At 58.3% G+C, this 25,692-nt stretch carries 25 protein-coding genes; 13 read left to right on the plus strand and 12 right to left on the minus strand.

Annotation, left to right across the window (positions count from 1 at the left end; all coding sequences use genetic code 11):
- Positions 1-167: 167 nt before the first annotated feature.
- Positions 168-770 carry an alpha-ketoglutarate-dependent dioxygenase AlkB family protein gene (locus AC2FPW_RS18155; protein ID WP_496814844.1) on the plus strand — a complete coding sequence of 201 codons (603 nt, stop codon included), beginning with the start codon at positions 168-170 and terminating at the stop codon, positions 768-770.
- Here AC2FPW_RS18155 and AC2FPW_RS18160 read toward each other — a convergent pair.
- Positions 767-1,591: an ABC transporter permease gene (locus tag AC2FPW_RS18160; protein ID WP_496814845.1), complete on the minus strand. Its 825-nt coding sequence runs from the start codon at positions 1,589-1,591 to the stop codon at positions 767-769. The two genes, AC2FPW_RS18155 and AC2FPW_RS18160, sit on opposite strands and share 4 nt — an antisense overlap.
- 122 nt (positions 1,592-1,713) lie before the next feature.
- Here AC2FPW_RS18160 and cysQ point away from each other — a divergent pair, with 122 nt between their 5' ends.
- The 7 genes from cysQ to AC2FPW_RS18195 all read left to right on the plus strand — a co-directional run bounded on the left by cysQ (position 1,714) and on the right by AC2FPW_RS18195 (position 9,745).
- Complete coding sequence (cysQ, locus tag AC2FPW_RS18165; RefSeq protein WP_496814846.1) at positions 1,714-2,511, plus strand: 3'(2'),5'-bisphosphate nucleotidase CysQ; 798 nt, start codon at positions 1,714-1,716, stop codon at positions 2,509-2,511.
- Positions 2,511-3,311 (plus strand): 3-deoxy-manno-octulosonate cytidylyltransferase family protein, encoded by an 801-nt coding sequence (locus AC2FPW_RS18170; RefSeq protein ID WP_267364430.1) that lies wholly within the window; start codon positions 2,511-2,513, stop codon positions 3,309-3,311. Before cysQ ends, AC2FPW_RS18170 begins: the two co-directional genes overlap by 1 nt.
- A gap of 71 nt (positions 3,312-3,382) precedes the next feature.
- A complete protein-coding gene (gene galE, locus AC2FPW_RS18175) occupies positions 3,383-4,366 on the plus strand; it encodes a UDP-glucose 4-epimerase GalE (RefSeq protein ID WP_496814847.1) in 984 nt (327 codons plus the stop codon).
- The gene (locus AC2FPW_RS18180) at positions 4,347-5,417 is read left to right on the plus strand and encodes a glycosyltransferase family 2 protein (protein ID WP_496814848.1); all 1,071 of its coding nucleotides are present in this window, start codon (positions 4,347-4,349) and stop codon (positions 5,415-5,417) included. Before galE ends, AC2FPW_RS18180 begins: the two co-directional genes overlap by 20 nt.
- 186 nt (positions 5,418-5,603) lie before the next feature.
- The gene (locus AC2FPW_RS18185) at positions 5,604-6,590 is read left to right on the plus strand and encodes a glycosyltransferase family 2 protein (RefSeq protein WP_480538563.1); all 987 of its coding nucleotides are present in this window, start codon (positions 5,604-5,606) and stop codon (positions 6,588-6,590) included.
- Positions 6,587-8,287 (plus strand): DUF5927 domain-containing protein, encoded by a 1,701-nt coding sequence (locus tag AC2FPW_RS18190; protein WP_496814849.1) that lies wholly within the window; start codon positions 6,587-6,589, stop codon positions 8,285-8,287. The genes AC2FPW_RS18185 and AC2FPW_RS18190 overlap by 4 nt, the downstream gene beginning before the upstream one ends.
- A 6-nt stretch (positions 8,288-8,293) precedes the next feature.
- The gene (locus AC2FPW_RS18195; RefSeq protein ID WP_496814850.1) at positions 8,294-9,745 is read left to right on the plus strand and encodes a nodulation protein NodH; all 1,452 of its coding nucleotides are present in this window, start codon (positions 8,294-8,296) and stop codon (positions 9,743-9,745) included.
- Here AC2FPW_RS18195 and AC2FPW_RS18200 read toward each other — a convergent pair.
- From AC2FPW_RS18200 to hslO, 8 genes are all read right to left on the minus strand, one after another.
- Complete coding sequence (locus AC2FPW_RS18200; RefSeq protein WP_496814851.1) at positions 9,729-10,247, minus strand: L,D-transpeptidase family protein; 519 nt, start codon at positions 10,245-10,247, stop codon at positions 9,729-9,731. The genes AC2FPW_RS18195 and AC2FPW_RS18200 overlap by 17 nt on opposite strands.
- A 59-nt stretch (positions 10,248-10,306) precedes the next feature.
- Entirely contained in the window at positions 10,307-11,092 is a 786-nt protein-coding gene (locus AC2FPW_RS18205; protein ID WP_267363753.1) for an ion transporter, read from the minus strand.
- 21 nt (positions 11,093-11,113) lie between these two features.
- Positions 11,114-12,343 (minus strand): class I SAM-dependent RNA methyltransferase, encoded by a 1,230-nt coding sequence (locus AC2FPW_RS18210; protein WP_496814852.1) that lies wholly within the window; start codon positions 12,341-12,343, stop codon positions 11,114-11,116.
- Positions 12,344-12,382: 39 nt separating this feature from the next.
- Positions 12,383-14,215 (minus strand): ABC transporter ATP-binding protein, encoded by a 1,833-nt coding sequence (locus AC2FPW_RS18215; protein WP_496814853.1) that lies wholly within the window; start codon positions 14,213-14,215, stop codon positions 12,383-12,385.
- On the minus strand, positions 14,212-16,050 hold the full coding sequence (locus tag AC2FPW_RS18220; protein WP_496814854.1) for an ABC transporter ATP-binding protein: 1,839 nt from the start codon (positions 16,048-16,050) through the stop codon (positions 14,212-14,214). The genes AC2FPW_RS18215 and AC2FPW_RS18220 overlap by 4 nt, the downstream gene beginning before the upstream one ends.
- 191 nt (positions 16,051-16,241) lie before the next feature.
- Positions 16,242-17,396: a CCA tRNA nucleotidyltransferase gene (locus tag AC2FPW_RS18225; protein WP_496814855.1), complete on the minus strand. Its 1,155-nt coding sequence runs from the start codon at positions 17,394-17,396 to the stop codon at positions 16,242-16,244.
- The gene (locus tag AC2FPW_RS18230) at positions 17,393-17,989 is read right to left on the minus strand and encodes a CoA pyrophosphatase (RefSeq protein WP_496814856.1); all 597 of its coding nucleotides are present in this window, start codon (positions 17,987-17,989) and stop codon (positions 17,393-17,395) included. The genes AC2FPW_RS18225 and AC2FPW_RS18230 overlap by 4 nt, the downstream gene beginning before the upstream one ends.
- Positions 17,982-18,968, minus strand: a complete 987-nt coding sequence (gene hslO, locus AC2FPW_RS18235; protein WP_496814857.1) for an Hsp33 family molecular chaperone HslO — start codon at positions 18,966-18,968, stop codon at positions 17,982-17,984. The genes AC2FPW_RS18230 and hslO overlap by 8 nt, the downstream gene beginning before the upstream one ends.
- Before the next feature lie 76 nt (positions 18,969-19,044).
- Between hslO and AC2FPW_RS18240 the strand changes: the two genes are divergently transcribed.
- On the plus strand, positions 19,045-19,488 hold the full coding sequence (locus tag AC2FPW_RS18240; protein ID WP_496814858.1) for an NUDIX hydrolase: 444 nt from the start codon (positions 19,045-19,047) through the stop codon (positions 19,486-19,488).
- On the opposite strand, the gene AC2FPW_RS18245 is transcribed toward AC2FPW_RS18240, so the two are convergent.
- Entirely contained in the window at positions 19,485-20,759 is a 1,275-nt protein-coding gene (locus AC2FPW_RS18245) for a PP2C family protein-serine/threonine phosphatase (RefSeq protein WP_496814859.1), read from the minus strand. The genes AC2FPW_RS18240 and AC2FPW_RS18245 overlap by 4 nt on opposite strands.
- Positions 20,760-20,921: 162 nt before the next feature.
- On the opposite strand from AC2FPW_RS18245, the gene AC2FPW_RS18250 reads away from it, so the two are divergent.
- Positions 20,922-21,251 (plus strand): Hpt domain-containing protein, encoded by a 330-nt coding sequence (locus AC2FPW_RS18250; RefSeq protein ID WP_496814860.1) that lies wholly within the window; start codon positions 20,922-20,924, stop codon positions 21,249-21,251.
- On the opposite strand, the gene ilvA is transcribed toward AC2FPW_RS18250, so the two are convergent.
- Positions 21,248-22,474, minus strand: coding sequence for a threonine ammonia-lyase IlvA (gene ilvA / locus AC2FPW_RS18255; protein ID WP_496814861.1), 1,227 nt, complete (start codon positions 22,472-22,474; stop codon positions 21,248-21,250). The two genes, AC2FPW_RS18250 and ilvA, sit on opposite strands and share 4 nt — an antisense overlap.
- A gap of 58 nt (positions 22,475-22,532) precedes the next feature.
- Complete coding sequence (locus tag AC2FPW_RS18260) at positions 22,533-23,300, minus strand: hypothetical protein (RefSeq protein ID WP_496814862.1); 768 nt, start codon at positions 23,298-23,300, stop codon at positions 22,533-22,535.
- Positions 23,301-23,441: 141 nt separating this feature from the next.
- Here AC2FPW_RS18260 and AC2FPW_RS18265 point away from each other — a divergent pair, with 141 nt between their 5' ends.
- From AC2FPW_RS18265 to AC2FPW_RS18275, 3 genes are all read left to right on the plus strand, one after another.
- Complete coding sequence (locus tag AC2FPW_RS18265; RefSeq protein ID WP_209506894.1) at positions 23,442-24,668, plus strand: argininosuccinate synthase; 1,227 nt, start codon at positions 23,442-23,444, stop codon at positions 24,666-24,668.
- A 32-nt stretch (positions 24,669-24,700) separates the two neighbouring features.
- Entirely contained in the window at positions 24,701-25,105 is a 405-nt protein-coding gene (locus AC2FPW_RS18270) for a DUF1810 domain-containing protein (RefSeq protein WP_480913844.1), read from the plus strand.
- A 79-nt stretch (positions 25,106-25,184) separates the two neighbouring features.
- Complete coding sequence (locus tag AC2FPW_RS18275) at positions 25,185-25,466, plus strand: SCP2 sterol-binding domain-containing protein (RefSeq protein ID WP_496814863.1); 282 nt, start codon at positions 25,185-25,187, stop codon at positions 25,464-25,466.
- The last annotated feature ends 226 nt before the right edge of the window (positions 25,467-25,692 follow it).

A 25,692-nucleotide genomic window follows, 5' to 3' on the forward strand; every position in this document is an offset into this window, starting at 1 on the left:
CCGTTACGGCATCCCGCCCCCGACCTGATGTGCGCGACAGCACTACCATCGCGCGTCCCGGCGTATATAAGGGCGAGACCAGAGGCCTGCAAGCACCGTAGAACGCAGGTTTTAGGGATTCTGATGCCTTTTTTGGCAAGGAATTGGAAAGGATTGGGGTTTCCGGAATGGCGCGATTGGTTTTGCGGGGGTTCGATATCAGGAAAGGTTATCTTGATCCTGCGGCCCAGTCGCGGGTGATCGCGGATTTGCGCCCGATTCTGAAAGCCGCGCCCCTGTTCCGACCGGTTACTCCTTCGGGCAAGGAGATGTCAGTTCGGATGACCTCGGCAGGCGACCTGGGTTGGGTGACCGACAAGGCGGGGTACCGGTATCAGGATCAGCACCCCAAAGGTGGTGACTGGCCGGAAATCCCCGCCGCCATTCTGGATATCTGGCGCGATCTGGTCAGCACCGAGCGAGCGCCCGATTGCTGTTTGATCAACTACTACGGGGAAGGCGCAAAGATGGGCCTGCACCAGGACAAGGACGAGGCAGATTTTTCATGGCCCGTCCTGTCGGTTTCGCTGGGCGACGATGCCTTGTTTCGGATTGGCAGCACGACGCGCGGCGGCAAGACCGAGTCGATCTGGCTGAGCTCGGGGGATGTGGTCGTCATGGGCGGTCCGGCGCGGCTTGCCTATCACGGCGTGGATCGGATCAGGTTTAGATCCTCGCGCCTGTTGCCCAAAGGCGGGCGCATAAACCTTACGCTGCGGGTCGCGCGCTAGCGGCGCGCATTCCAGCTTTTTGAGACGTGCTGACGGGTAAAGAATTCACCCATAAGACCGATCATCAACAGGGCGATTCCAACCCAGGCCGCGTATTCCCAGCTGGTGTTTCTTGGATAATAGTTGCGGAACACGAACCCGCGGGTCTGGTCGATGATGTGAAACAGCGGGTTCCAGGCAAACATCATCAACAGCCCGCCACCCAATGCGTTCGCAATGAACATCTTGCCGGAAAACACCATGTTCAGACGGCGATATATATTGGTTAGCATCGAAACGGTCTTCGGGGCCCACGGTTTCAACGCCATGAACACAAGCCCCACCGCGCAGCCGGTAAACCAGGCCAGCACCAGCATTGCGAAGGCGCCGCCGGGGTTCTGCACCTCAAGCGGAGCAACCGCGACACTGTAGACGAACAGGATGATGAACATGGCCAGCAGGAACTTATAGAAAGTGCTGAAGGCCGCCGCGAGAATCGTGACCATTACGTTCATCGGCGAATGCAGCATCATCGGGTTATTGGAGGACCCAACCCCGGAAATCGCGCCGATCGATTGTATGTGCAACATGAACGGGAACACACCCGACAGAACATACAGCAGAAATTCGCCCCTGATTCTGGCGACCCCGCCCCGGCCCATCAGCGACATGAGCAAATAGAAGGTAACCATCATCACCAGCAATTGCACAACGTTAAGCATAATCGCGATCACCGCATTCGGATGCTGCGCGCGCACGTTCCGCACCACCGCGTGGAACACCAGTTCCGCAGTCGTCAGTGCACCGCCCAGCAGCGTTTGATTGCGCTTGTAATAGAACACTTAAAGGGTCTTTCCTGCCTCGTCGTCCCTAACCTGGCATGAATATCTTGCCGTTCGGTAACCGTCGCATCATAAGTCGGTCACGAGTTTGGATCAACAAACCACAGGAACGGAGCATTTTTGTGACCTACGACGCGCTTATTCCCGTCATCCGGCGTCTGGCCCTTGAGGCAGGCGACAGGATCATGGAAATCTATGAGGCAGACGATTTCGACGTCAAAGTCAAATCAGACTCCAGCCCTGTGACCGAAGCGGATGAGGCAGCCGATGCGCTGATTTCAGCCGGGTTGCGTCAGGCCTTCCCCGACATCCTGCTGATCACCGAAGAACAGGCCGCCTCGCATTCCGAAAAAGGGGATACCTTTCTGATTGTCGATCCGCTGGATGGCACCAAGGAATTCATCAACCGGCGTGGCGATTTCACCGTCAACATCGCACTGGTCGAGAACGGAACGCCGACACGGGGCGTGGTCTATGCGCCAGCGCGGGGTCGCATGTTCTATACGCAAGCCGATGGTCAGGCGGTCGAGGAAACGGGCGCGTTTGACAAGGATGCACCCGGCACCCTGATCCCAAATTCAGTCTCTAACCCGGACAATTCCGCGCTTTTGGTCGTGGCGTCAAAGTCGCACCGGGATCAGGCCACCGAGGATTACATCAACAAGTATCAGGTCAAGGACAGCAAAAGCGCGGGATCGTCTCTCAAGTTCTGTTTGGTTGCGACGGGCGAGGCGGATCTTTATCCGCGGGTCGGGCGCACGATGGAGTGGGACACGGCGGCAGGGCACGCGGTACTGGCCGGGGCCGGAGGCCGGGTTGTGCGGTTTGACGATCACGCGCCGCTTCTCTATGGCAAAGAGGGCTATGCGAACCCGTTTTTTATCGCGTACGCTCCGGGTGTTAAGCTGAAGGAGGCCTGATGTCAGTTCTGATCGCCATCCCCGCCCGCTATGCCTCGACCCGCTATCCGGGCAAGCCATTGGTGCCGCTGACCGGCGCGACCGGCGTTTCGATGACACTGATCGAACGGTCCTGGCGGGCAGCCACTTCTGTCGCGGGCGTGGACCGGGTTGTGGTCGCAACCGATGACGACCGCATCCGCGAGCTGTCCGAAGGCTTTGGCGCCGAGGTGGTGATGACCTCGGAAAACTGCCAGAACGGCACCGAACGCTGCGCTGAGGCGCACAAGGTTCTGGGCAGCGGATATGACATCGTGGTCAACCTTCAGGGCGATGCACCCCTGACACCGCATTGGTTTGTTGAGGACCTGATCACAGGGCTGCGCGCGGCACCCGACGCTGGCGTAGCCACACCGGTCCTGCGCTGCGACGGGGACGCTTTGAACAGCCTGCTGAATGACCGCAAACATGGCCGCGTTGGCGGAACAACCGCCGTGTTCGGGCGCGACAACAGCGCGATGTATTTCTCGAAAGAGGTCGTACCTTTCACCTCAGAAACCTATGGCGGGGATGAACCCACGCCGGTGTTTCACCATGTCGGCGTCTATGCCTATCGGCCTGATGCGTTGGCGGCCTATCCGGGCTGGCCAACAGGCCCTCTGGAAAAGCTGGAAGGTCTTGAACAGCTCAGGTTCATGGAAAATGGCCGCAAGGTTCTGTGCGTCGAGGTTGACGCCAAGGGCCGTCAGTTCTGGGAGCTGAACAACCCGCAGGACGTGCCCAAGATCGAAGAGATGATGGCGGCGATGGGGCTGGAGTAGCCGGTTTTGCCCATGACGCCCCGCGGTTCCCATATCTCGATGACAGGCAATCTGGTTCCAAAGGACGCTTCATGAAACCAATCCTCGTGACCGGTGGTGCCGGATATATCGGGTCGCATGCCTGCAAGGCGCTTGCGCAGGTGGGCTATGTTCCCGTGACCTACGACAATCTGGTCACCGGTTGGCAGGATGCGGTGAAATACGGGCCGTTTGAACAGGGCGACCTGTTGGACCGGGCACGTCTGGACGAGGTATTTGCCAAACACAAGCCGGTTGCGGTGATGCATTTTGCGGCGCTCAGCCAAGTGGGCGACGCGATGCGGCAGCCCGGTTTGTACTGGTCGAACAATGTGACCGGATCGCTGACGCTGGTCGAGGCTGCGGTTGCGGCGGGCTGTCTGGATTTCGTGTTCTCGTCCACATGCGCCACCTATGGCGAGCATGACAATGTGGTTCTGGACGAAGCCGCCGCCCAACACCCGCTGAACGCCTATGGTGCATCGAAACGCGCGATCGAGGACATCCTGAGGGATTTCGAAGCAGCCCATGGGCTGCGCCATGTCATTTTCCGGTACTTCAACGTTGCTGGTGCCGATCCCGAAGGCGAAGTGGGCGAATTTCACCGACCTGAAACCCACCTGATCCCCCTGATGCTGGACGCGATTGATGGCAAGCGCGAGGGTTTGACCGTTTTTGGCACCGATTACGATACGCCGGACGGCACATGTATCCGCGATTATGTCCATGTCTGTGATCTGGTCGACGCGCATGTTCTGGGGCTGGGCTGGCTGGAACAGGGTAAAGAAAGCCGTGTTTTCAATCTGGGCACCGGCTCGGGGTTTTCCGTGCTTGAGGTGATCGAGCATTCCAAATCCGTCACCAACCGCCCTGTGCCATATTCGGTCGGTACCCGACGGGCGGGCGATTGCACCAAGCTGGTGTCCGGGTCCGTCCGCGCCCAAACCGAACTGGGATGGAAGCCGAAAAGGTCAACGTTAGAGACGATGATTGCGGATGCCTGGCGCTGGCATCAGAATGGCCATTACGAAAAATGAGGCCCCGGTGACGTCCAATACGGTTCAGACACTTCCTGATATCGGTTGGCAACAGGAATACCGGTTGCGCTGGAAACGGCGACGCCTTCTTTGGCGCTCGATGCGCAGCCGACATCAACTGACCTGCCTGAAAGATCAGACAAGCAGGATACGGGGCGGCGACGTGCTGGCCTTTACCACCTTGCGCAATGAGATTACCCGCCTGCCCTGGTTCTTCCGTCACTATCGCCAGCTGGGCGTGAACCATTTTCTGATCGTCGACAACGGCAGCGATGACGGCTCGGCTGACTACCTGCAAGGGCAACCGGATGTGTCCTTTTGGCAGACCCGGTCCAGCTATCGCGGATCACGCTTTGGGCTGGACTGGCTCAGCTGGCTACTGATGCGTTACGGCCATGGCCACTGGTGCCTGATGGTCGATGCGGATGAGTTGCTGGTTTATGCCCGGCACGACCGCCATTCCCTGCATGAGCTCACAGAATGGCTGGACCGGCAGGGGCGGGTCGGGTTTGGCGCTTTGATGCTGGATCTGTATCCAAAAGGGCCGTTGGGCGGACAAACCTATGACCCGGAAACGGACCCGATCGAGGTGCTGAACTGGTTTGACGCAGGCCCGTATCGCGCGCAGCGGCAAAGCCCGATGGGAAACCTGTGGGTTCAGGGCGGCGCACGCGAGCGGGTGTTTTTTGCCCAAACGCAGCAGCGATCCCCCACACTGAACAAGATCCCGCTCATGCGGTGGTCGCGGCGCTATGCCTATGTAAACTCGTGCCATTCCGCCCTGCCCCGTCGTCTGAACGCAGTGTATGACGGGCCGGGCGGCGACACCCCGTCCGGCGTGCTGCTGCATACGAAATTTCTGCCGGACATTATTGAAAAATCCAAAACTGAAAAGCTGCGCCGCCAGCATTTTCATGACCCGAACCAGTTCGGCACGTATTACGATCAGATACTCAGTCAACCAGACATGTGGACCCCGCACTCGGTGCGCTATACCGGCTGGTCGCAGTTGCTGGAGATGGGGCTGATGCGTGACGGCGGCTGGTCTTGAAAACAAATCGGGGGGGATCAACGGCACCTTTACCATTTCCGGGGTTTAAAAAAGTTGCCTCAGAAGAGGTAGAAGTGGCATAAACCGACAATGCCCTGTCGCAACCAACGGTCGCGGCGGGTTCGGGGAAAGCTCGCGTTATAATAAAGGTTGGGCAGTCGCGTGAGCCTGTTTGAATCATACAAGATGAGATTGCGGCGCAAGCGCCGTATTCTGCGCTGCCTCAGACGTCGGCGCGAACTTAAGCCCGCCAGCAACAACACGTCTGCCATCCGCCGTGACGATATCCTGTTGATGAGCGTTGTGCGAAACGAGAAAATTCGCCTGCCGTACTTTCTGGAGTATTACCGCAAACTGGGTATCGACCATTTTCTGTTCATCGATAATGACAGCGATGACGGCAGTTTCGAATTCCTGAAACAGCAGTCCGATGTATCGGTCTGGCGGACGACTACCAGCTATAAACGTGCAAGCTATGGTCTGGACTGGTCGAATTACATTCTGCGCAAATACGCGCATGGACATTGGGTTCTGAGCGTCGACCCGGATGAGTTTTTCATCTACCCCTTCTGCGACACCCGCCCGATCCGCGCCTTGACAGACTGGCTGGACGGAAGTGCCGTGCGCAGCTTTGGCACCATGCTGATCGACATGTACCCCGAAGGGTCTGTGGATGCCGAAACCTATCGCGAGGGGCAGGATCCCTTTGAAATCGCACGGTGGTTCGATCCGGGAAATTACACGATCACCAAGAACCCCGATTACAAGAACCTGTGGATTCAGGGGGGCGCGCGGGCGCGCGTGTTCTTTCGCGACAAGCCATCCAAAGCTCCGGCACTGAACAAGATCCCCCTGGTCAAATGGGATCGACGCTATGTCTATGTTAGCTCGACCCACTCGCTTTTGCCGCGCGGGCTGAATCAGGTTTACGACGAATGGGGTGGGGAAAAGGCCAGCGGCTCGTTGCTTCATGCCAAGCTGATTGACACCCTTGGCGACAAGGCGCGTGAAGAATTGCAACGCCGCCAGCATTATAGCGGTTCGGGCGAATACAAGGCCTATGCCGCACAGCTTGAAGACAAGCCCGTATTCTGGTGCGAGTGGTCCGAGGCCTATATCAACTGGCGGCAGCTTGAGATTCTGGGCCTGATGTCAAAGGGAAACTGGGCATGAGCGGTCTGGGCGTCGTCATGCTGGTTCATACCTCGCTGGACCGGGCCGAACAGGTCGCGCGCCATTGGACCGCTGCGGGATGCCCTGTTGTGATCCATGTGGATCGCAAGGTACCGGGTGAAGAATACGCGCGATGTGTTGCGTCCTGTTCGGACAATCCCCGGATCGCATTTTCCGACCGGCATCAATGCGACTGGGGCGGGTGGGGCATCGTTGCCGCCTCACAAAGCGCGTCCGAACTGATGCTGGAGCAATTTCCCGAAACGCGCCACGTCTTCCTGTCGTCGGGGGCCTGCCTGCCGCTGCGCCCGGTTCAGGAGCTGATTGATTACCTGGCCGACCGGCCTCGTGTCGATTTCATCGAAAGCGCAACAACGTCTGATGTCAGCTGGACAATCGGCGGGTTGGATCATGAACGGTTTACGCTGCGGTTCCCGTTTTCCTGGCGAAAACAGCGCGGATTGTTCGACGCATATGTAAAGCTTCAGCGCGCGGTCGGGTTTCGCCGGAAAATCCCCGACGGTTTGGTCCCGCATATGGGCAGCCAGTGGTGGTGCCTGACCCGTCAAACACTGTCTGCCATTTTGCAGGACCCCAAGCGCAAACAATATGACAGTTACTTCCGCCATGTGTGGATCCCGGATGAAAGCTATTTCCAGACATTGGCGCGGCTGTATTCCACACATATCGAAAGCCGATCCCTGACCCTGTCCAAGTTCGACTATCAGGGCCGCCCGCACATATTCTACGACGATCACCTGCAATTGCTGCGGCGGTCAGACTGTTTTGTTGCCCGCAAAATCTGGCCCCGTGCGGAACGGCTGTATCAGGCGTTTCTGACCGATCAGGCCAGTGCGATGAAACCGGCCGAACCCAATCCCGGCAAGATTGACCGCGTGTTTTCCAAGGCGGTCGAGCGGCGGACGCGGGGGCGTGACGGGCTGTACATGCAAAGCCGGTTTCCCCGGCACGGCAGTGAAAACGGCCTTACCTCGTCACCCTATTCCGTATTTCAGGGCTTTTCCGAACTGTTTGAAGACTTCGAAGAATGGCTGGCCGCGGCCACTGGCACACGCGTGCACGGGCATCTGTTCGGACCCGAGCGTGCAGAATTTGCAAAGGGTGAAACCATCACAAACGGTGCGCTCAGCGATTGTGCTTTGCTGCGGGATTACAATCCGACGGCCTTTCTGTCGAACCTGATCTGGAATACACGCGGCGAACGCCAGTGTTTCCAGTTCAGCCCCCGCGACACGCAGGACATCAACTGGTTTCTGGCGCGGGACAAGAATGCGCAAATCTCGGTCATCACCGGGGCCTGGGCGATTCCGCTGTTCCGGTCGAACCTGAACTTCTCGGACATCCGGAGCGAGGCCGCGCGTCTGCAACAGATCGAAACCAAACAGCTTGAGGTTTTGACCTCGGTCTGGACCAAGGCGCGGATGCGCAGCTGGTCGCTGGCCGATTTCCTTGAAGCGCCGATGGAGCCCCTGCAGACAATCCTGGACGAGATTGGCGCGCATCAGTCCAGCCACCTGACAGAAGCGCCCACAATGGTCGATCTGTCCGGCTTCGGGAAGTTCCTGCAAAACCTCAAGAACCAGGGTATGCACCCTTACCTGATGGGCGATTTTCCTTCGGACGATGTGTTCGGCCGTCAGACGAAACCCTATCGCAAACCCTATCTGGTGCAGTAATCACCCATGCCAGCCAATTTTGACTACTTCGTTGTTCTGGCTGCCATGCGCACAGGGTCGAACCTGCTTGAGGCCAATCTGAACGCGCTGGAAGGGGTTTCCTGCCATGGCGAAGCCTTCAACCCGCATTTTGCCGGCAACCTGAAGTCCGATACCCTTCTGGGTCTGTCGCTGGAAGACCGCGACGCAGATCCGATGCGGCTGTTGAAGGCAATCAGGTCAGCACCGGGCGACTTGAACGGTTTTCGGTATTTCCAGGACCATGACCCACGCATTCTGAAGCCAGTGCTAAATGATCCGCGCTGTGCCAAGATCATTCTCACACGCAATCCGCTGGACAGTTTTCTGTCCCTGAAAATCGCACGCACCACGCAACAATGGCTGCTGAAGAACGTGAAGCGTCGCGTCGATGCACAAGTTGCGTTCGACGGGGTTGAGTTTTCTGAGTATCTCGATCAGGTCCACGGCCACCAACACATGTTGCAGCGGCATTTACAGAAGACCGGTCAGACTGCCTTTTTTATCACCTATGACGACCTGGCCGAGTTGGACGTTCTGAACGGTCTGGCCGCATGGCTGGGGGTTGAGGCACGGCTGAGCAAGCTGGACGACACTCTGAAACCGCAAAACCCGGCACCTGCCGTATCGAAGGTCACCAACCCCGATGAGATGCAAGACGCCCTGTCCAGGCTGGACAGGTTCGGATTGCACCAGCCCACCCGTTTCGAACCAAACCGAGGGGCGGCGGTACCGCAATATATTGCCGCAGCCACATCAAATTTGATGTATTTGCCCATTCGCGGCGGAATAGAGCCTGTTATCGCGCAATGGATGGCCGAGCTGGATGGCTGTTCTGCGGACGATCTGGTCACAAACCGGAACCGCAAGGAAATCCGCGCCTGGATGCAAGACCACCCCGGACACCGGAAGTTCACCGTGTTGCGCCACCCGCTGGCACGGGCGCATTCGGCGTTTTGCCAGTACATTCTGGATACCGGGCCTGGCAGTTACAAGATGGTTCGCAATTACCTGCGCAACCGCCTCGACCTGCCGATCCCCGGGCAAGTGCGCGACACCAATTACTCGGTCGAACAGCATCGGGATGCGTTTCTGGCGTTCCTTGGATTCCTGCGCATGAACCTCAACGGTCAGACGCCGATCCGCGTTGACGGGACCTGGTGCAGCCAGTCCCGCACGCTGGATGGCATTGCCAGCTTTCTGATGCCGGACCTGATTCTGCGGGAAGAAGAACTGACCACGGCTCTGCCGAATCTGGCCCGCTCAACAGGCCACCCCAATCCGCCTGCCCCCGGCCGGTGCGTGCCGGATGTTCCGTATACGCTGGATCAGATCTATGACGAACAGCTTGAAGCGCTGGCATCCGAGACCTACCAGCGCGACTATGAAACGTTCGGGTTTGCAGCGTGGACGCCTGTGCCGCCTAAGGGCGCAGGGTGATCAGCGTCCCCCGGTTGACCATCGCATAGATTTCCTCGATCTCTTCATTCTTGACCGCGATGCATCCAGCTGTCCAATCCGGTGTTTTCTTGGCGCGTTTGAACTCGGATCGCAGATTTGGCTGCCCGTGAATGAAGATGTCCCCACCCGGATCAACTCCCGCAGCCTTGGCCTTGGCGATATCCTGAGAGTTGGGATACGAAATGCCCAGCGACAGGTGATAGCGGCTGTTGGGGTTGTGGCGATCGATCAGGTAACTTCCTTCGGGCGTACGACCGTCTCCGCGTTTGGTTTTTGTACCGTTTGGCGCAAATCCCAGATCCACATCATATTCCTTGAGGACTTTTTCGTGGTGCAACAAATAAAGTTTGCGCGCGCCCTTGTTGACCACCAGCGAGGTGACCTCGGGGCCATCATAAGTCAAAAAATTTGGACGGGCTGATGCACAAGCCGATAGGCCCAGCGTTGCTACCGCCCCCAATCCGAATGCTCGACGATCCATGTTTCACTGCCTGCTTTGTTTTTTGGGGCTTATTATGCCAAAAAATGCGAAAACTGAAATCACTTTTTGATGTTCAAGTTTCCTGTCAGATGCCGTTCGATGCTCTCCAACCGCTCCAGAACCTCATCACGATACGCGTCTGTTTTGACCTCATCCTCGGCATGATGCGCATCCTGCATGGAATTCACGATCAGACCCACCAATAGGTTCACCACCGCAAAGGTTGTGACCATGATGAAGGGGACGAAGAACAGCCAGGCATAGGGATAAACCTCCATCACCGGGCGGACGATCCCCATCGACCAGCTTTCAAGCGTCATGATCTGAAACAGTGTATAGGCCGACAGGCCAAGATCGCCGAACCAATCCGGGAAGGTTGCCGAGAACAGCTTGGTCGAGATCACAGCCCCGATATAGAACAGAATTGCCATCAGCAGGAACACACTGGCCATTCCCGGCAGGGCCGAGATGAACCCTTCAACCACCCGGCGCAATCTTGGCGCAACGGAAATCACGCGCAATACCCGCAGGATTCGCAGGGCCCGCAGAACCGAAAGACCTCCGGCGCTGGGAACAAGCGCAATGCCGACGATCAGGAAATCGAAATTGTTCCAGCCGTTTGTGAAAAACCTGCGTCCGGTCGCGATCAGTTTCATGGTGATTTCCGCCACAAAGATCGCAAGGCACAGCTTGTCCAGCATCACGATCAGCGGCCCGGCTGCTTCCATCAGGGTCGGCGACGTCTCCATCCCCAGAAGCACTGCGTTAAAAATGATGACAGCCGTTATGAATTGCCCGAATACGGGCGCTTCGATGATGTTCAGCAAACGCTGTCTGAAACCCATGGGTCGCTTTCTCCTGTTTGATCAAGATGCGGCGTTCAGGGTAAACCGCGCAGCAAGTTCCGTATGTGACGACCATCGAAACTGGTCAACGACCTGCACCCATTCAAGGGTGTAGCCTGCGTTAACCAGTATTTTTGCATCGCGCGCGAAGGTGACGGGGTTGCACGAGACATAGGCAATCACCGGGCGTCTGGCCTGTGCCAGCTCGGCCACCTGTGCTTCGGCACCGGCGCGGGGCGGGTCCAGAACGATTGCGTCAAACGATTTCAGTTCATCCGGCATCAATGGACGACGGAACAGGTCGCGGGCCTCGGTCGTCACGCGTTTCAGACCTTGCGCCCTGCGCCAGCCCTGATCCAGCGCCTGCACCATGTCTGCTGCACCTTCGACCGCGTGAACCTCGGCTTTTTCTGCCAGAGGCAATGAGAATGTGCCGCTGCCCGCAAACAGGTCAACAATCCGTTTCGAACCCCGTGTTGCGTCGGAAACGGCCCGTAATAGAGCCTGTTCTCCGTCCTTGGTCGCCTGAAGGAAGGCACCCGGTGGTGGCGTGACGGCGGCGGCCCCAAAGCGCTGAACCGGGGCGTGGCGCATGGCGATCACTTCACCATCCCAGCTGAGCCGCGCCAGACCATGTTTTTCGGTTTCCTGAGCGAGTGCCAGTTCCAGCGGCCCATCCAGGGGCTTGCCGCCCTTGACGGCCACATCCAGCCCACCTTCGGACAGGGTGAGCGTGACAGCCAAGACGCCCTTGCGGCTGCCGCCCAGAACCGCCAGCGCCTCGGCCACGGGAATTGCGGCGATCAGGGCCGGGTCAAGCAATAGGCAATCCGGGATTTCGGTGATCGTATCCGATGCACGTCCATGGAACCCGGCCAATGTGCCTTTCTTGGTCCGCCTGACGGCAATCGTGGCGCGTCGGCGTGAGTGTTCGGGAGATGTGTGTATCGGACGCATCGGCGCCTCAAGCCCCTGCGCGGACAGGGCGTTGCGGACAATGCTCAGCTTCCAGTCGGCGACAAACGCGTCGGAGGCGTGTTGCAGCTGACAGCCACCGCAGGCTTTGTAATGGCGGCACGGGGCTTTCACCCGGACATCAGACGGTACTTCGACGCGGATATCGGTCAGCACCTGATCAACAAGGGTGCCGCTGACAACCTCACCCGGAAGGGTGCGCGGAGCGTAAACGGGCCCATCAGCGATGCCGTCGCCCTGATGGCCGAGCCGGGTGATTGTGTATTTCTGCGTCATGAGGGGCCTGATAGCCGGGCTTTGGGTTCAACAAAACCCTTATTCGGCAGCTTCCGCCTGAATGAAACCACCAGATTGCCGATGCCAGAACCGGGCATAAAGCCCGCCCTGATCCAAAAGATCTTCGTGCGTTCCGGTTTCCACGATTTGCCCCTGATCCAGAACGATGATCCGGTCCATCTCGCTGAGTGTCGACAATCTGTGGGCGATGGCCAGAACGGTTTTGCCCTGCATCACCCGATGAAGCGCCGATTGAATCGACGCCTCGACCTCGGAATCAAGGGCTGAGGTCGCTTCGTCCAGAACCAGAATGGGCGCATCCTTGAGAATGGCGCGTGCAAGGGCGATCCGTTGCCTTTGACCACCGCTGAGCTTTACACCACGCTCGCCCAGATGAGCGTCATAGCCGGTGCGGCCATGGCCGTCCTTGAGGCTCAGGATGAAGTCATGCGCTTCGGCCTTGATTGCTGCTTCGATCAACTCGGCCTCGGACGCGTCCGGGCGACCATAGAGGATGTTTTCGCGGGCAGACCGGTTGAACATCGCCGTTTCCTGCGTGACCATGCCGATCTGGCGGCGCAAACTGTCCTGCGTGACCTGCGACACGTCCTGCCCGTCGATGCAAATAGCACCGTTTTCCCTGTCATAGAGCCGAAGAAGCAGCGAAACGAGCGTTGATTTACCCGCCCCTGAGGCCCCGACAATTCCCAGCTTCTCGCCCGGTTTCACAGTCAGCGTCAGGTCCGTAACACCGCCCACATCCCGGCCGTATGCAAAACTGACATCTTCAAACGTGATGGACCCTTCGGTCACATCAAGATCCTTCGCGCTGCGCGCATCTTCGACCCTGTCCCGTCTGGCCAGCGTCTTCATCCCATTTTCAATCTCACCCACATTGGCATAGAGGCCCATCAACGTGAAGCTGACCCATCCGGTCATCTGCGAAATCCGAACCGACACCGCGCCCGCAGCAACGATGTCACCTGCGGTTGCCATTCCGAACTGCCATAACCACAGCGTCGCCCCCAGCAGGAGAACAGGCAGAATGCCGGCAAGCGCCATCAGGACGAACCGGAAACTGGCCGACAGCTTGCCGAACGCCAGTGATTTTTTCCGCAGCTCGACCATTGAATGCCGCGCGGCCTGATCTTCGAAATCCGAGTGTGCAAAAAGCTTGACGGTTTTGATGTTGGTGATCGTGTCAACCACCTGCCCCGAAACCATCGCCCGCGCCCCGGCGCGTGCGGCCGAGCGCATGCGAATACGCGGCAGGTACCAGCGCACAAGCAGGAAATAGACCACCAACCAGGCCGCAAAAGGCAGCATCACCAAAGGATGAATAGACCCTAACAAAAGCAAAGAGCCCACCAGCGACGCCAATGCAAACACTATCGCACTGATCGTTTCGGACACGACCGAGGCCATGGCGTTCGACGTTTGCATCTGTTTCTGGGCGATGCGCCCGGCGAAATCATCGTCGAAATAGGTGACAGACTGGCCCAGCGTCCAGCGGTTCAGCTTGGCCAGCACCAAAGGCGTGATGTTGGGCATCACGATATAGTTGTTCGAAATTGAAGACAGCCCAAACAGGATCGGGCGCAGCAGCATGAAGAACACCACCGCCCCAAAGATCATCCACATATTCCCGGCGGTCATGAAATGCTCGGGCCCGCTGGATGTTGCCACATCGATCACACGCCCCAGAATCCACGCTGTTCCAGCCTCCATCGCGCCAGCCAGCGCCGAAAAGAACGCGGCGACAAACAGCATGGGCCAGGCGCCCGAAAGGCTCCAGCGAATGAACGCCCCCAATTTCTGCGGCGGGGGCGTTTCAGTGGTCCTGAACGGATAGATGAGATCGGCAATCTTCATTCAGCGGCCTCCGGGTTCATGAAGCCGCCAGATTGCCGCGCCCAGAACTGCGCGTAAAGGCCACCCTGCGCCAACAGATCAGAATGCGCGCCCTCTTCGACGATGCGGCCCCCGTCCATCACCAGAATGCGATCCATCTGCGCAATGGTGCTGAGCCGGTGGGCGATGGCGATCACGGTTTTGCCCTGCATCATGCCGTAGAGCGTTTCCTGAATTGACGCTTCGACCTCGGAATCCAGTGCCGATGTCGCCTCGTCCAGCAAAAGGATTGGTGCGTCCTTCAGGATCACCCGGGCCAGCGTTACCCGCTGCCGCTGACCACCAGACAGCTTTACGCCCCGCTCACCCACATGCGCGTCATACCCGGTGCGCCCCTGCGGGTCCTGCAGGTCAAGGATGAACGCATGCGCTTCGGCCTGTTTGGCTGCGGCAATCATCTGCGCCTCGGTTGCGTCCGGGCGGCCGTAAAGGATGTTGTCGCGCACAGACCGGTGCAGCAGCGCACTGTCTTGCTGGACCATGCCGATATGGCTGCGAAGGCTGTCCTGTGTGACACCCGCAATGTTCTGATCATCGATCAGAATGGCACCGCGTTCGACGTCATAAAACCGCAAAAGCAACTTTACCAGGGTCGATTTCCCGGCACCCGACCGCCCAATGAGACCGACCTTTTCGCCGGGCTGAATGGTCAGGTTGATGTGGTCAAGCCCACCGGCCTCGCGCCCGTAATGGTGCGAGAGATCGCGGATCCGGATCTCACCCCTGGTCAAGCGCAGGGGTTTGGCTTCGCGCGCGTCAAGCAGGTCGATGGGTTGCGCGATGGTCTCCATCCCCTCGGCCACTATACCAAGCTGGCGGAAAAAGCTGGTCAGCGCCCACATGATCCATCCGGTCATGGCGTTCAGGCGCAGGGTCAGCGCGGTTGCTGCCGCAACGACGCCAACCGAAGCGGAACCCTGCATCCACAGGGCAATTGCCCAGCCCACGACACCTACGATCAGCACCCCGTTCAGGGTAACCAGAACCGCATCCATGATGGTGAAAATCCGCATCTCGATCTGGAATGTCCGGCGGGTTTCCTCGATCGCTTCACGGGCATAGTCCAGCTCTTGCGGGCCATGGGCGAACATCTTGACGGAATGAATGTTGGTATAGCTGTCCACGACGCGGCCCGTGACGGTTGACCGCGCATCGGATGCCGCCTTGGACGCCGGCCCGACACGGTGAACAGTCCAGCGCACCAGCATCGCGTAGAACGCAAACCAGACCAGCAGCGGGATCAGCAGGCGCGCATCCGCAGCATAAAGCAGGATCGCCGCCCCGATCAGGTAGGCAAGTGAAAAGGAAATCGCGTCAAAGACCTGAAAGATCACTTCACCCGCCGCGGGCGGTGTCTGCATGATCCGGTTGGCAATCCGTCCGGCAAAATCATTCTCGAACCAGCCAACCGACTGACGCAGAACGTGCTTATGGGCGCGCCATCGGATCAGAGTGCCAAAGTTCGGCAGGATCGTGTTGTTCAGGATCAGTACGTCGACCAGATGCAACAAAGGGCGCAGAAACAGGACAAAGGCCGCGATCAACAGCAGCTCGGTCCCGTGGTTCTGCCACACCTCGGTTGGGGTGCCGCCCAACAGGTCGACGACACGACCCATATAATAGATCAACCCAATCTCGACACCGGCGACGATAATGGAAATCAGCGCAGCCCAGACAAACACCCGATAGAACGGGCGCGAATAGTCCAGCAGAAACGGCCACAGCCGGGTCGGCGGCGCGTCAGCCTCATGATAGGCGACAAAAGGGTCAACAAGGTTTTCGAAATAGCGAAACATGGAGTGTGCTCCGATTGAGCAGAGATAAAGACGTGCGAAGACAGATGGCGCCTGAACACCACCCTTTACGGGGCAAGTGTCCCGGCTTTAGCCGAACCAGATCCCGTAATACATTCGCATTCCTCCATCCATGTGACGGGCGCACCTAACCACAATGGACCAAAGTTGTCATCCCCTTTTGAGACTAAACATTAACTTGCAAGCAAGTCCTCGCGCGACAGCGCAAAACCCGACGCGATCCACCGGCTTTCAAGCTCGGCCAGCTTTTGGCCCAGCGCCGGTCCGGTAAACCCGGGGATCAGGTCTTTGGCTTGTATCGGGAAACGCGCGGCTGCGCCTGCGTGCAGGTCCTGTCTGAAGCTTTCGGACCAGGGCTGTTCAAAAAAAGCGCACCGCAAAAGGGTTTTGTTCAACCCGCCTTCGTCACCATACCGATAGCCCAGTTCAGCCACGCTGGTGGTTGACTGCGCTTCGCTCCGCATTCCGGTCAGGCGTTGCAGTTGCGAACGGCTCAGGCGCAGGGTTGCGGCGTCTTCGGGTGTCGCGATGGCCGCCAGACGGCGCACGGGGTTCGGTTCGGCACCTGCCGCATGTTCCAAAGCGACCAGAGGAGCCAGTGACCGGTCATCCGCGCCCGGCAGCAATTTTGCCAATACGCCCGTGCTGCGCATCGTCGCAATGGCTGGGGCCGGATCAGGCGCGCCCAGCAGCTTCAGCAGTTCCGCCCCGACGCGTTCCCGCGACAACGAGGTCAGCCCGTCAAGATTGGCACCAATGGCAGCCAGCGCGTCCGGGTCGAAACCGGCATCCGGGTCACCATACCATGCGTGAAACCGGAAATAGCGCAGTGACCGCAGATAGTCTTCGCGAATGCGGTCCTCAGCCTCACCGATGAACCGCACCCGCCGGGCCTGAAGGTCGGGAAGCCCGCCAAGCGGGTCTAACACAGAGCCATCGGGCCTTGCATAAAGTGCATTCATGGTAAAATCGCGCCGCGCAGCATCTTCTTCGACGTGATCGGAAAAGGCGATGACGGCGCGGCGACCATCGGTTTCGACGTCACGCCGGAAAGTGGTGATCTCGTGCGGGATACCGGCGCTGACCACTGTAATCGTGCCATGGTCGATACCGGTGGGGATGGCCTTGAGGCCCGCAGCCTGCGCCATCTCGACAACCCGTTCAGGCCGGGCATCAGTGGCAATGTCGATATCCGACACCGGCGCGCCCAGCAGCGCATTGCGCACGCACCCACCCACAAAAAGCGCCTGCGCCCCGGATGAGGTCAGGGCGGCGCATACCTTTTGGGTCGCCGGTTCGCTGACCCAAAGCTCCTCAATCTGCATCATTCATTCACCCGCGCTGCAAGCCCGCGCAATATGCGGGCCGTCGCACCCCATATGTAATAAGGGCCGTACGGAACTGTGTAATATCTGCGTTTCTGGCCGCGCCAACGGCGCGATTCAACCAGATAATTCTTGGGATTCAAGAGATGCGCAAGGGGGGTCGAAAAAACTTCGTCGACTTCGCCGGGTTCCGGAACAGGTTGAAATCCCTTTCGAAGAATGGCCACCACGGGTGTGACCGTGAATGAGGTGACAGTTTCATGCGTCGGCAGGTAACCTAGGATTTCGGGAAGGTCCGCTGGAAGGCCGATCTCTTCCTGTGCTTCGCGCAGGGCCGTTGCCGTGACATCCGCATCCCCTTCGTCCTGTTTGCCGCCGGGAAACGCGATCTGACCCGGATGATGCTTGAGGGCGGAGGACCGTTTCGTCAGGATCACCCGAGGGGTTTCATCCGCAAGTGAGATCGCGACCAGAACCCCCGCCGAGCGCAGGCGGCGCCCGGGCGGCAGGACGGTATCCGGGTTCAGGTCAAAGTCGCTGGACCCGTGACCGGGACGGCACAGGGCCGTCCGGATCTGTTCAATCGGGTCAAGCACCCTTGCTGTCTTCGGCTTCAAAGCCAACCGTTGACGGGTCAAGCACATAGTGTGCGCCGCAGAACTGGCAATCGGCGGTGACCTGACCTTCGGGTGTCGTCATCTTTTCGAGGTCCTTTGCCGAATAGATCGACAGGCTCTGCCGTACCCGGTCTTCGGAGCAGGTGCAGCCAAACTGCACGGACTGCGCATTATAGACCCGTGGCTGTTCTTCGTGGAACAACCGGACCAACAAATCAGTCGGCGCAATCGAAGGACCGATAAGCTCAAGATCCTCGACTGTGTCCAGCAGGATATTGACCCGGCCCCAGTTCTCGCCCTCTTCGCCGTCGACCAGATCGCTGGCGGTCAGGATCTCGCCATTGCCCTCACCCGAGGCGGCAAATGGCGAAGCTTTGGGCATATGCTGCAACATGATGCCGCCGGCACGCCAATGTTCATCCACGCCGGGCTCGGTCGATTTGCCAAAGCTCAGCGAGAACCGGGTTGGCAGCTGCTCGGACTGTGCAAAATAGGCCTCGGCGCAGGCGCTGAGAGAGGTCCCAGTCAGCGGCGTGATACCCTGATAGGGTTGCGTGCCTTCGCCCTGGTCTATCATGATGGCAAAATACCCTTCGCCCACCTGATCGAAGGGGGCCGTATCGGTGAGCCGGTCACGGTCAAAGCTGGCATAGGCCCGGATCTGCGCAGGCTGACCTTCGGCCTTGGGTGCGTAATAGTCGGTCGCAATCATGCGCACCGGCCCCTTGGACTGCACCTGCAACGACAGCTTCCAGCGCAGCGCAACCGTCTGCCCGATCAATGCGGTCAGCAGGGCCATCTCGGCCACCAACGCCTCGACCTGTTCGGGGTAGTCATGCTGCTTCAGGATACCATCCAGCACACCATCCAGACGGGCCACTCGGCCACGCATATCCGATACATCGAGTTGAAAGGGCAGGACGGTATCGTCCCACGCGATTTTCGTTCCAAGAGACATGGGGTTTCCTTACGCGCCACAGGTTGGCATACCGGCACCATATAGGTCGAACAGATTAGGTTGTAAGGGGCCATACATGATCAGGCGGTTCGGTGAAACCCCAGAGCCGGGGCGGAAATACACGCGACGGGTCGGTGTTTATGCACTTTTGCCCCGCAGAAGTCACCTTTTGCTGACCTGCCAGACAGAACCCGGACCCGACCTGCAATTGCCCGGCGGAGGTATTGATCCGGGCGAATCACCCGTTACCGCCCTGCATCGCGAAGTCTTTGAAGAAACCGGGTGGCTTATTGCGGCGCCCCGGCGGATTGGTGCCTTTCGGCGCTTCACCTATATGCCGGAATATGACCTGTGGGCCGAGAAGGTCTGCCTGATCTATCGCGCCCGCCCCGTGCGACGCACTGGCCCGCCGACCGAGGCGTTTCACGAAGCGCTGTGGATGGAAACTGCTGACGCCGTCGGTTTACTGGGAAATGACGGTGACCGGCACTTTGCCGAATTGCATCTCGGGTCGCTTTAAGGTCCGTTATATTCAAAAAAGACGGCCGAGACATCATCGCCGATGCCGTCTTTGGGTGACATCACTTGCGTCAAACGCCAGAACATGTCGTCCAGAAACTCTGACCCGCCCCTTTCCGACATGCTCTGTTGGGCCATCTGACGCAAACCGTCTTCTTCCAGCAAGCCACCACCAGCCAGTTGGCATTCGGTAAACCCGTCCGAGTACAACAGCAGCTTGTCGCCGGGCTGCATCTGCGTCTCGATTTGTTGAAAGCGCGCATCTTCGATCAATCCTATGGGCAAGCCTCCGTCACCAAGAAACTCGGCGCGGCCACCCTGCCGCAGCAGCAGGGGGTGCGGATGCCCGGCCTGTACCATTTTCAGATGCCCGTTGCGCAGGTCAACGATGGCGTAAACCATGGTAAAATACTCTTCGATGCCTTCATCGGCCATCAGGCGGGAATTGAGCGTTTCAGCCACGTATTTCGGTGGAAGAAGTGCATAAAACTTGTCGAACCTCCGCTCCATCGCGACGTTCTGGTCAAAATGCTTGCTGGACAGATACCCCCCCAATCGCGCCGTCATCATGGCCGAGGTGATACCATGGCCGGATACGTCGATGCTGTAGAACCCAAGCCGGTTCACCCCGGGCGAGAACATCCCCACCAGATCACCACCGATATGACCACAGGGTTTCAGCAACAGACTGACTTGTGACTTCCCGAATGACCGGGTCAGTTCGGGAACCAGCGATTCCTGAATTTTTCGCGCCTGCATCAGGTCCTTGTCGATCGCGTCATGCGCCAGCCTGAGTTCCTCGAGCGCGGATTCAATCAGGCGGTTTTTCTGTGAGAGCTCGCGCTGCATGTCCAGAATGCGCGCACCGGCTGAAATCCGGGCGCGCAGTTCGTCCGCCTCAAGCGGCTTGATCAGAAAATCGTCTGCCCCGGCATCCAGACCGCGCGCGACCTCCTGCTTTTCGCTTTTGGATGTCAGAAGGATGAAATAGCTGTATTGATCCGTTTCCAATGCCCGAAACGCACAGCAGAATTCAAGGCCGCTCATCCCCGGCATGACCCAGTCGCTTAGCACAAGATCGGGCGGATTATCGACGCAAAGCGCCAAAGCGGCATGGCCTGTATCGGCCTCGATCACCTCGAACCCCCACTTCCTGAGAGAGGCCACCAGAATGCGCCGTTGCAGGCGGCTGTCATCCACCACCAGCACCGTGCGGATCGCGCCGAAATCCAGATCAGCTCTGGTTTCCTCAAGACTCGCCCCCGGCACCATTTACCCTCTGCTCTGATGAGTTTCGCCACTGATGGCGACCCTATCGCCGACTGATTTAACATCCGGTGAAGAGCGACGATTGCGGAAGCATGGCCCCGTTAACCTGCTTTTTACCGGGCGCGTCTATTCAGAACCATGACCATTCATTAGCTGGTGATTATCATGATCCACTGGGCCAGAGTCAGGCAGTTGCGGGATGAAGTCGGCCCCGAGGAATTCGACGAGGTGGTCGAGATATTTCTGGAAGAAGTGCAAGACGTGATCATCCGCCTGCGCCGCGACACCAACCGGGCCGAGCTGGAACAGAACCTGCATTTCCTGAAAGGCAGCGCGTTGAGCCTGGGGTTCGATCAATTCTCGAAACTCTGCCAGGATGGGGAACGGCAGGCCGCGGCAGGGCAAGGGGCCGAGGTTGATCTGCCAGCGCTTTTGGCCGTTTTCGACAGCTCGAAAACCGTGTTTGAAGCTGAGCTGAATGAGAACCTGAGCTAGATCACGAACTGTGCCAGCGTCTCGTCCTCGGTGATGTCGGTATAGGTGAACCCTGCATCGTCCAGATGGGCAAACAGGCGCATAAAGTTTTCCGGCTTGCGGGTTTCGATCCCGATCAGAACCGAACCGAAATTGCGCGCCGATTTCTTCATGTATTCGAACCGGGCGATATCATCCTCGGGGCCGAGAATATTCAGGAACTCTTTCAGGGCGCCGGGTCGCTGCGGCAGGCGCAGGATGAAGTACTTTTTCACACCGGAGTACCGCTGCGCACGTTCCTTGACCTCGGGAAGGCGTTCGAAATCGAAATTGCCGCCGGATGTCAGGCAGACCACGGTCTTTCCGCGCACAAAGCTTTGGATATCGCCTACTGCCTCGATCGCCAGCGCCCCCGCAGGTTCCAGCACGATGCCTTCGACATTCAGCATCTCGATCATGGTGGTGCAGATACGGTCCTCGGACAGGACCAGAACGTCCGACAAGTGACGTGATTTCAACAACTCGAACGGCTTTTCACCGATCCGCCCGACCGCCGCGCCATCGACAAAGGTATCCACATGATCCAGCGAAACAGGATGCCCCGCCGCCAGGGCTGCGCGCAGACAGGCCCCTCCGGCCGGTTCGACGAACAGGCAATGGGTGCGGTCCCCGAACCATGTGGCCACACCGGCGGACATGCCGCCTCCACCCACGGGAAGCACAACGTGATCGGGCGCACCACCCATCTGCCTTTCGATTTCAACCGCCAGCGAGGCTTGCCCTTCGATCACATCGGCATCGTCAAAAGGCGACAGGAAATATCCGCCCTGCTGCGTGCACCATGCCTGAGCGGCAGCAAGCGTGTCGTCGAAATAGTCACCGATCAGATGAATCTCGACGTTGTCCCCGCCAAAGATACGCGTTTTCTGGATCTTCTGCTGAGGCGTCGTGACCGGCATGAAGATCACGCCCCGGACCCCCATATGCTGGCACATATAGGCCACGCCCTGCGCGTGATTGCCCGCGCTGGCACAGACGAACAGGTCCTGTCCCTGTTGCTTGCGCATGGCGTTAAAGGCACCGCGAATCTTGTAGGAGCGCACCGGGCTCAGGTCTTCGCGCTTGAGCCAGATATCCGCCCCATAACGTTCGGACAGGTGGGCATTGCGCTGCAACGGCGTTGCCGGGAAGACAGAGCGCATCGCCTCTTCGGCGGCGCGGGCGCGGGTCATGAAGTCGGTCATGACCGCTTCCCTGCCCCATCGGCGTGATAAGGGCAAGGAATACATATGTGTACGCCGCTCAGGAGAGTTGGCGTTTTTCGATAAAGACGCCGTACATCGTGGTCAGAATGCTGACGTTGATCAGTGGAACGATCAGCATACTTGCGAAGAATACGATCAAGGCACCGATGATCGGGACGAATAGAAGAAGTGATGCCAATAGTTGTAGCGCAATCTGAAACAGCACGGACAAAACCAGCAGAACAATAATCGCCCCGTTTGCGCCCGATGTTGCCTTCCAGGCTTCAGCAATGGTCAGCGGCCTACCAATAGCTGCACCCGGCAGGATCGGCGTCAACCGATAGAAAACGATGGAAAGAAACAAAACCATTACAGCCCAAGCCACTACGCCGACCAATTTCGAGATTTGGGAAAAAGCACTGAAAAGAAGCGCCGCAGGAATGAGCGCGACGCCCAGTAACAACATCAACATAAGGAGGTGACCAAAGTACGACGAAATGCGGTCGAGCCTGAGCGGTGGCATAAAGCCGGATGGGTATTCTTCAAGCAATACGAACCGGTGCCACGAAACAACGATCCAAAGCATGACACCGAACACAACCGCCATGAGACTCAGAAGAAATCCGGCAAAGGACACCGTTGTTACACCAGGGGGCAGTCCGTTCGTCTCTGCGTTGAAATCTTCAAATGGGAGGCCAAACAAAAAGTACAAGCCGATCACCAGAACGCCGCCAATAAGCGCCGGCACGACGGAAATCTGCATCGCCTGTTTCAAATTCCGCAAAACCATCTTCACCGAATGTAAAAAAATCTCGAATCCCAACATCCTAGAACCGCCCTCTCAACCAATCCTTGTTCTCTATCCGCCCGTTTCACCGCAATTCCCGCCCTGCGTCAATGCACGCCGCTTGCCCCCACGTCCAAAACCCGTTAGGGGCCAATCGTTCTACGCATAAAGGGAAGTCAGATGTCCGCGCCCAAGAAAGTTGTTCTGGCCTATTCCGGTGGCCTTGATACCTCGATCATTCTGAAATGGCTGCAGACCGAATATGGTTGTGAGGTCGTGACCTTCACCGCCGATCTGGGTCAGGGCGAGGAGCTGGAGCCCGCACGCCAAAAAGCCGAACTGCTGGGGATCAAGCCCGAGAACATCTATATCGAGGATATCCGCGAAGAGTTTGTCCGCGATTTCGTCTTCCCGATGTTCCGTGCCAATGCGCAATATGAAGGTCTGTACCTGCTGGGCACCTCGATCGCACGGCCGCTGATCTCGAAACGCCTGATTGAGATCGCTGCCGAAACCGGCGCTGATGCCGTCGCCCATGGTGCAACCGGCAAGGGCAACGATCAGGTGCGGTTCGAACTGGCGGCTTACGCGCTCAACCCAGACATCAAGGTCATTGCACCGTGGCGCGAATGGGATCTGACCAGCCGCACCAAGCTGCTGGAATTCGCCGAGCAGAACCAAATTCCGATTGCCAAGGACAAACGCGGTGAGGCACCGTTCTCGGTTGATGCAAACCTGCTGCACACCTCATCCGAGGGCAAGGTTCTGGAAGACCCCGCCGATATGGCGCCCGACTATGTCTACCAGCGCACCGTCCACCCCGAAGACGCCCCGAATGAGCCTGAGTTCATCGAAATCGGTTTTGAAAAAGGCGACGCGGTCAGCATCAATGGTGAGGCGATGAGCCCGGCCACGATCCTGACCAAGCTGAACGAATACGGCGGCAAGCACGGTATTGGCCGTCTGGACCTGGTCGAAGGCCGGTTCGTGGGAATGAAGTCGCGCGGCATCTACGAGACACCCGGCGGCACCATCCTGCTGGAAGCGCACCGTGGCATTGAATCGATTACAATGGACCGTGGCGCGATGCATCTGAAAGACCAGTTGATGCCGCAATATGCGGAACTCATCTACAACGGATTCTGGTACAGCCCCGAGCGTGAGATGCTGCAAGCCGCCATCGACAGATCGCAAGAGCATGTTACCGGCACCGTTCGTGTGAAACTGTACAAAGGTCTGGCCTCGACCGTGGGTCGCTGGTCGGATCATTCGCTGTATTCTGAGGCACATGTGACCTTCGAAGAGGATGCAGGTGCGTACGATCAGAAAGATGCGGCAGGCTTTATCCAGCTGAATGCGCTGCGTCTGAAACTGCTGGCTGCGCGCAACAAGCGCCTGTCCAAGTGATCGACGAAGACGATACCGACGACGAGCTCGATATGTTCATCGAGGCGCAGGACACGGTTTGGGCCGATGTCCTGCGCGAACTTGAACAGGGGCAGAAATCCAGCCACTGGATGTGGTTCGTGTTTCCGCAACTGGCCGAGCTGGGCCAGTCCCATATGGCGCAGCTTTACGGCATTGAAGATCTGGACGAGGCGACGCGCTATCTGAACCACCCGGAACTGCGCGATCGGCTTAGGCAGGCGGCCTCGCTGATGCTGCTGCACACAGGGCGCGATGCCCGCGACATTCTGGGTGGGATTGACGCGAAAAAGCTGCGATCTTCGATGACATTGTTTTCATCTGTGGCAGATGCTCCGCCCGAGTTTCGTGCTGTTCTGGATGCCTTTTATGGCGGTAAGCCCTGTGACCGGACGGTTCAGATCCTCGGCGCATCGTGATCAGAAGTTCCAGTTGGGTCAGCCTTGCCTGATCGGCACCTGACGCATTACGCATTCGGAAACCGTGAAAGGACCCCGAATGCTTCAGGACATCGCCGATGGAATTCAAAAAGGGCTGAGCGGCAAAAGCTTTGATGGCTCGCTCAAATTCGATTGCGGCGCGGACGGTGTGATTGTTCTGGCGGACAATCAGGCAACGACGCAGGATCGGGACACGGATTGCACAATCCGCATCTCGCAGGAGAACCTGACCAAGCTGTTGACCGGAAAGCTGAACCCGATGACCGGCGTTGCTTTGGGCAAGCTCAAGATCTCGGGCAATATGGGTGTTGCGATGAAGCTGGGGCAATTGCTGGGCTGATTACGGCGCAACGCTGGCCTTTGGTCCAAGTCCAGCCAGACTGGCGGTCTCACCCGCGGTGTGCTGCGGTTCCCCATCGGGATACCTATCGCGCATGATCCGTCGCAAATGAACGGTGGTTTCGCCCGCCCTGCAAGTGGGCCGTTTACACATGATCGCAGACGATAAACTCGTCTCACCAGCGCGTGACATTGCATGACAGGCAATTGCAAGGGGGTCGAACCCG

It is taken from the genome of Ruegeria sp. SATB027, assembly GCF_059613825.1.

What these genes read in the sequence shown, in the direction of transcription:
- AC2FPW_RS18155 (WP_496814844.1), top strand. Translation starts at nt 168, where the DNA reads ATGGCGCGATTGGTTTTGCGGGGGTTCGATATCAGGAAAGGTTATCTT.
- AC2FPW_RS18170 (WP_267364430.1), top strand. Translation starts at nt 2,511, where the DNA reads ATGTCAGTTCTGATCGCCATCCCCGCCCGCTATGCCTCGACCCGCTAT.
- galE (WP_496814847.1), top strand. Translation starts at nt 3,383, where the DNA reads ATGAAACCAATCCTCGTGACCGGTGGTGCCGGATATATCGGGTCGCAT.
- AC2FPW_RS18180 (WP_496814848.1), top strand. Translation starts at nt 4,347, where the DNA reads ATGGCCATTACGAAAAATGAGGCCCCGGTGACGTCCAATACGGTTCAG.
- AC2FPW_RS18185 (WP_480538563.1), top strand. Translation starts at nt 5,604, where the DNA reads ATGAGATTGCGGCGCAAGCGCCGTATTCTGCGCTGCCTCAGACGTCGG.
- AC2FPW_RS18190 (WP_496814849.1), top strand. Translation starts at nt 6,587, where the DNA reads ATGAGCGGTCTGGGCGTCGTCATGCTGGTTCATACCTCGCTGGACCGG.
- AC2FPW_RS18195 (WP_496814850.1), top strand. Translation starts at nt 8,294, where the DNA reads ATGCCAGCCAATTTTGACTACTTCGTTGTTCTGGCTGCCATGCGCACA.
- AC2FPW_RS18200 (WP_496814851.1), bottom strand. Translation starts at nt 10,247, where the DNA reads ATGGATCGTCGAGCATTCGGATTGGGGGCGGTAGCAACGCTGGGCCTA.
- AC2FPW_RS18205 (WP_267363753.1), bottom strand. Translation starts at nt 11,092, where the DNA reads ATGGGTTTCAGACAGCGTTTGCTGAACATCATCGAAGCGCCCGTATTC.
- AC2FPW_RS18210 (WP_496814852.1), bottom strand. Translation starts at nt 12,343, where the DNA reads ATGACGCAGAAATACACAATCACCCGGCTCGGCCATCAGGGCGACGGC.
- AC2FPW_RS18215 (WP_496814853.1), bottom strand. Translation starts at nt 14,215, where the DNA reads ATGAAGATTGCCGATCTCATCTATCCGTTCAGGACCACTGAAACGCCC.
- AC2FPW_RS18220 (WP_496814854.1), bottom strand. Translation starts at nt 16,050, where the DNA reads ATGTTTCGCTATTTCGAAAACCTTGTTGACCCTTTTGTCGCCTATCAT.
- AC2FPW_RS18225 (WP_496814855.1), bottom strand. Translation starts at nt 17,396, where the DNA reads ATGATGCAGATTGAGGAGCTTTGGGTCAGCGAACCGGCGACCCAAAAG.
- hslO (WP_496814857.1), bottom strand. Translation starts at nt 18,968, where the DNA reads ATGTCTCTTGGAACGAAAATCGCGTGGGACGATACCGTCCTGCCCTTT.
- AC2FPW_RS18240 (WP_496814858.1), top strand. Translation starts at nt 19,045, where the DNA reads ATGATCAGGCGGTTCGGTGAAACCCCAGAGCCGGGGCGGAAATACACG.
- AC2FPW_RS18245 (WP_496814859.1), bottom strand. Translation starts at nt 20,759, where the DNA reads ATGGTGCCGGGGGCGAGTCTTGAGGAAACCAGAGCTGATCTGGATTTC.
- AC2FPW_RS18250 (WP_496814860.1), top strand. Translation starts at nt 20,922, where the DNA reads ATGATCCACTGGGCCAGAGTCAGGCAGTTGCGGGATGAAGTCGGCCCC.
- ilvA (WP_496814861.1), bottom strand. Translation starts at nt 22,474, where the DNA reads ATGACCGACTTCATGACCCGCGCCCGCGCCGCCGAAGAGGCGATGCGC.
- AC2FPW_RS18260 (WP_496814862.1), bottom strand. Translation starts at nt 23,300, where the DNA reads ATGTTGGGATTCGAGATTTTTTTACATTCGGTGAAGATGGTTTTGCGG.
- AC2FPW_RS18265 (WP_209506894.1), top strand. Translation starts at nt 23,442, where the DNA reads ATGTCCGCGCCCAAGAAAGTTGTTCTGGCCTATTCCGGTGGCCTTGAT.
- AC2FPW_RS18270 (WP_480913844.1), top strand. Translation starts at nt 24,701, where the DNA reads ATGTTCATCGAGGCGCAGGACACGGTTTGGGCCGATGTCCTGCGCGAA.
- AC2FPW_RS18275 (WP_496814863.1), top strand. Translation starts at nt 25,185, where the DNA reads ATGCTTCAGGACATCGCCGATGGAATTCAAAAAGGGCTGAGCGGCAAA.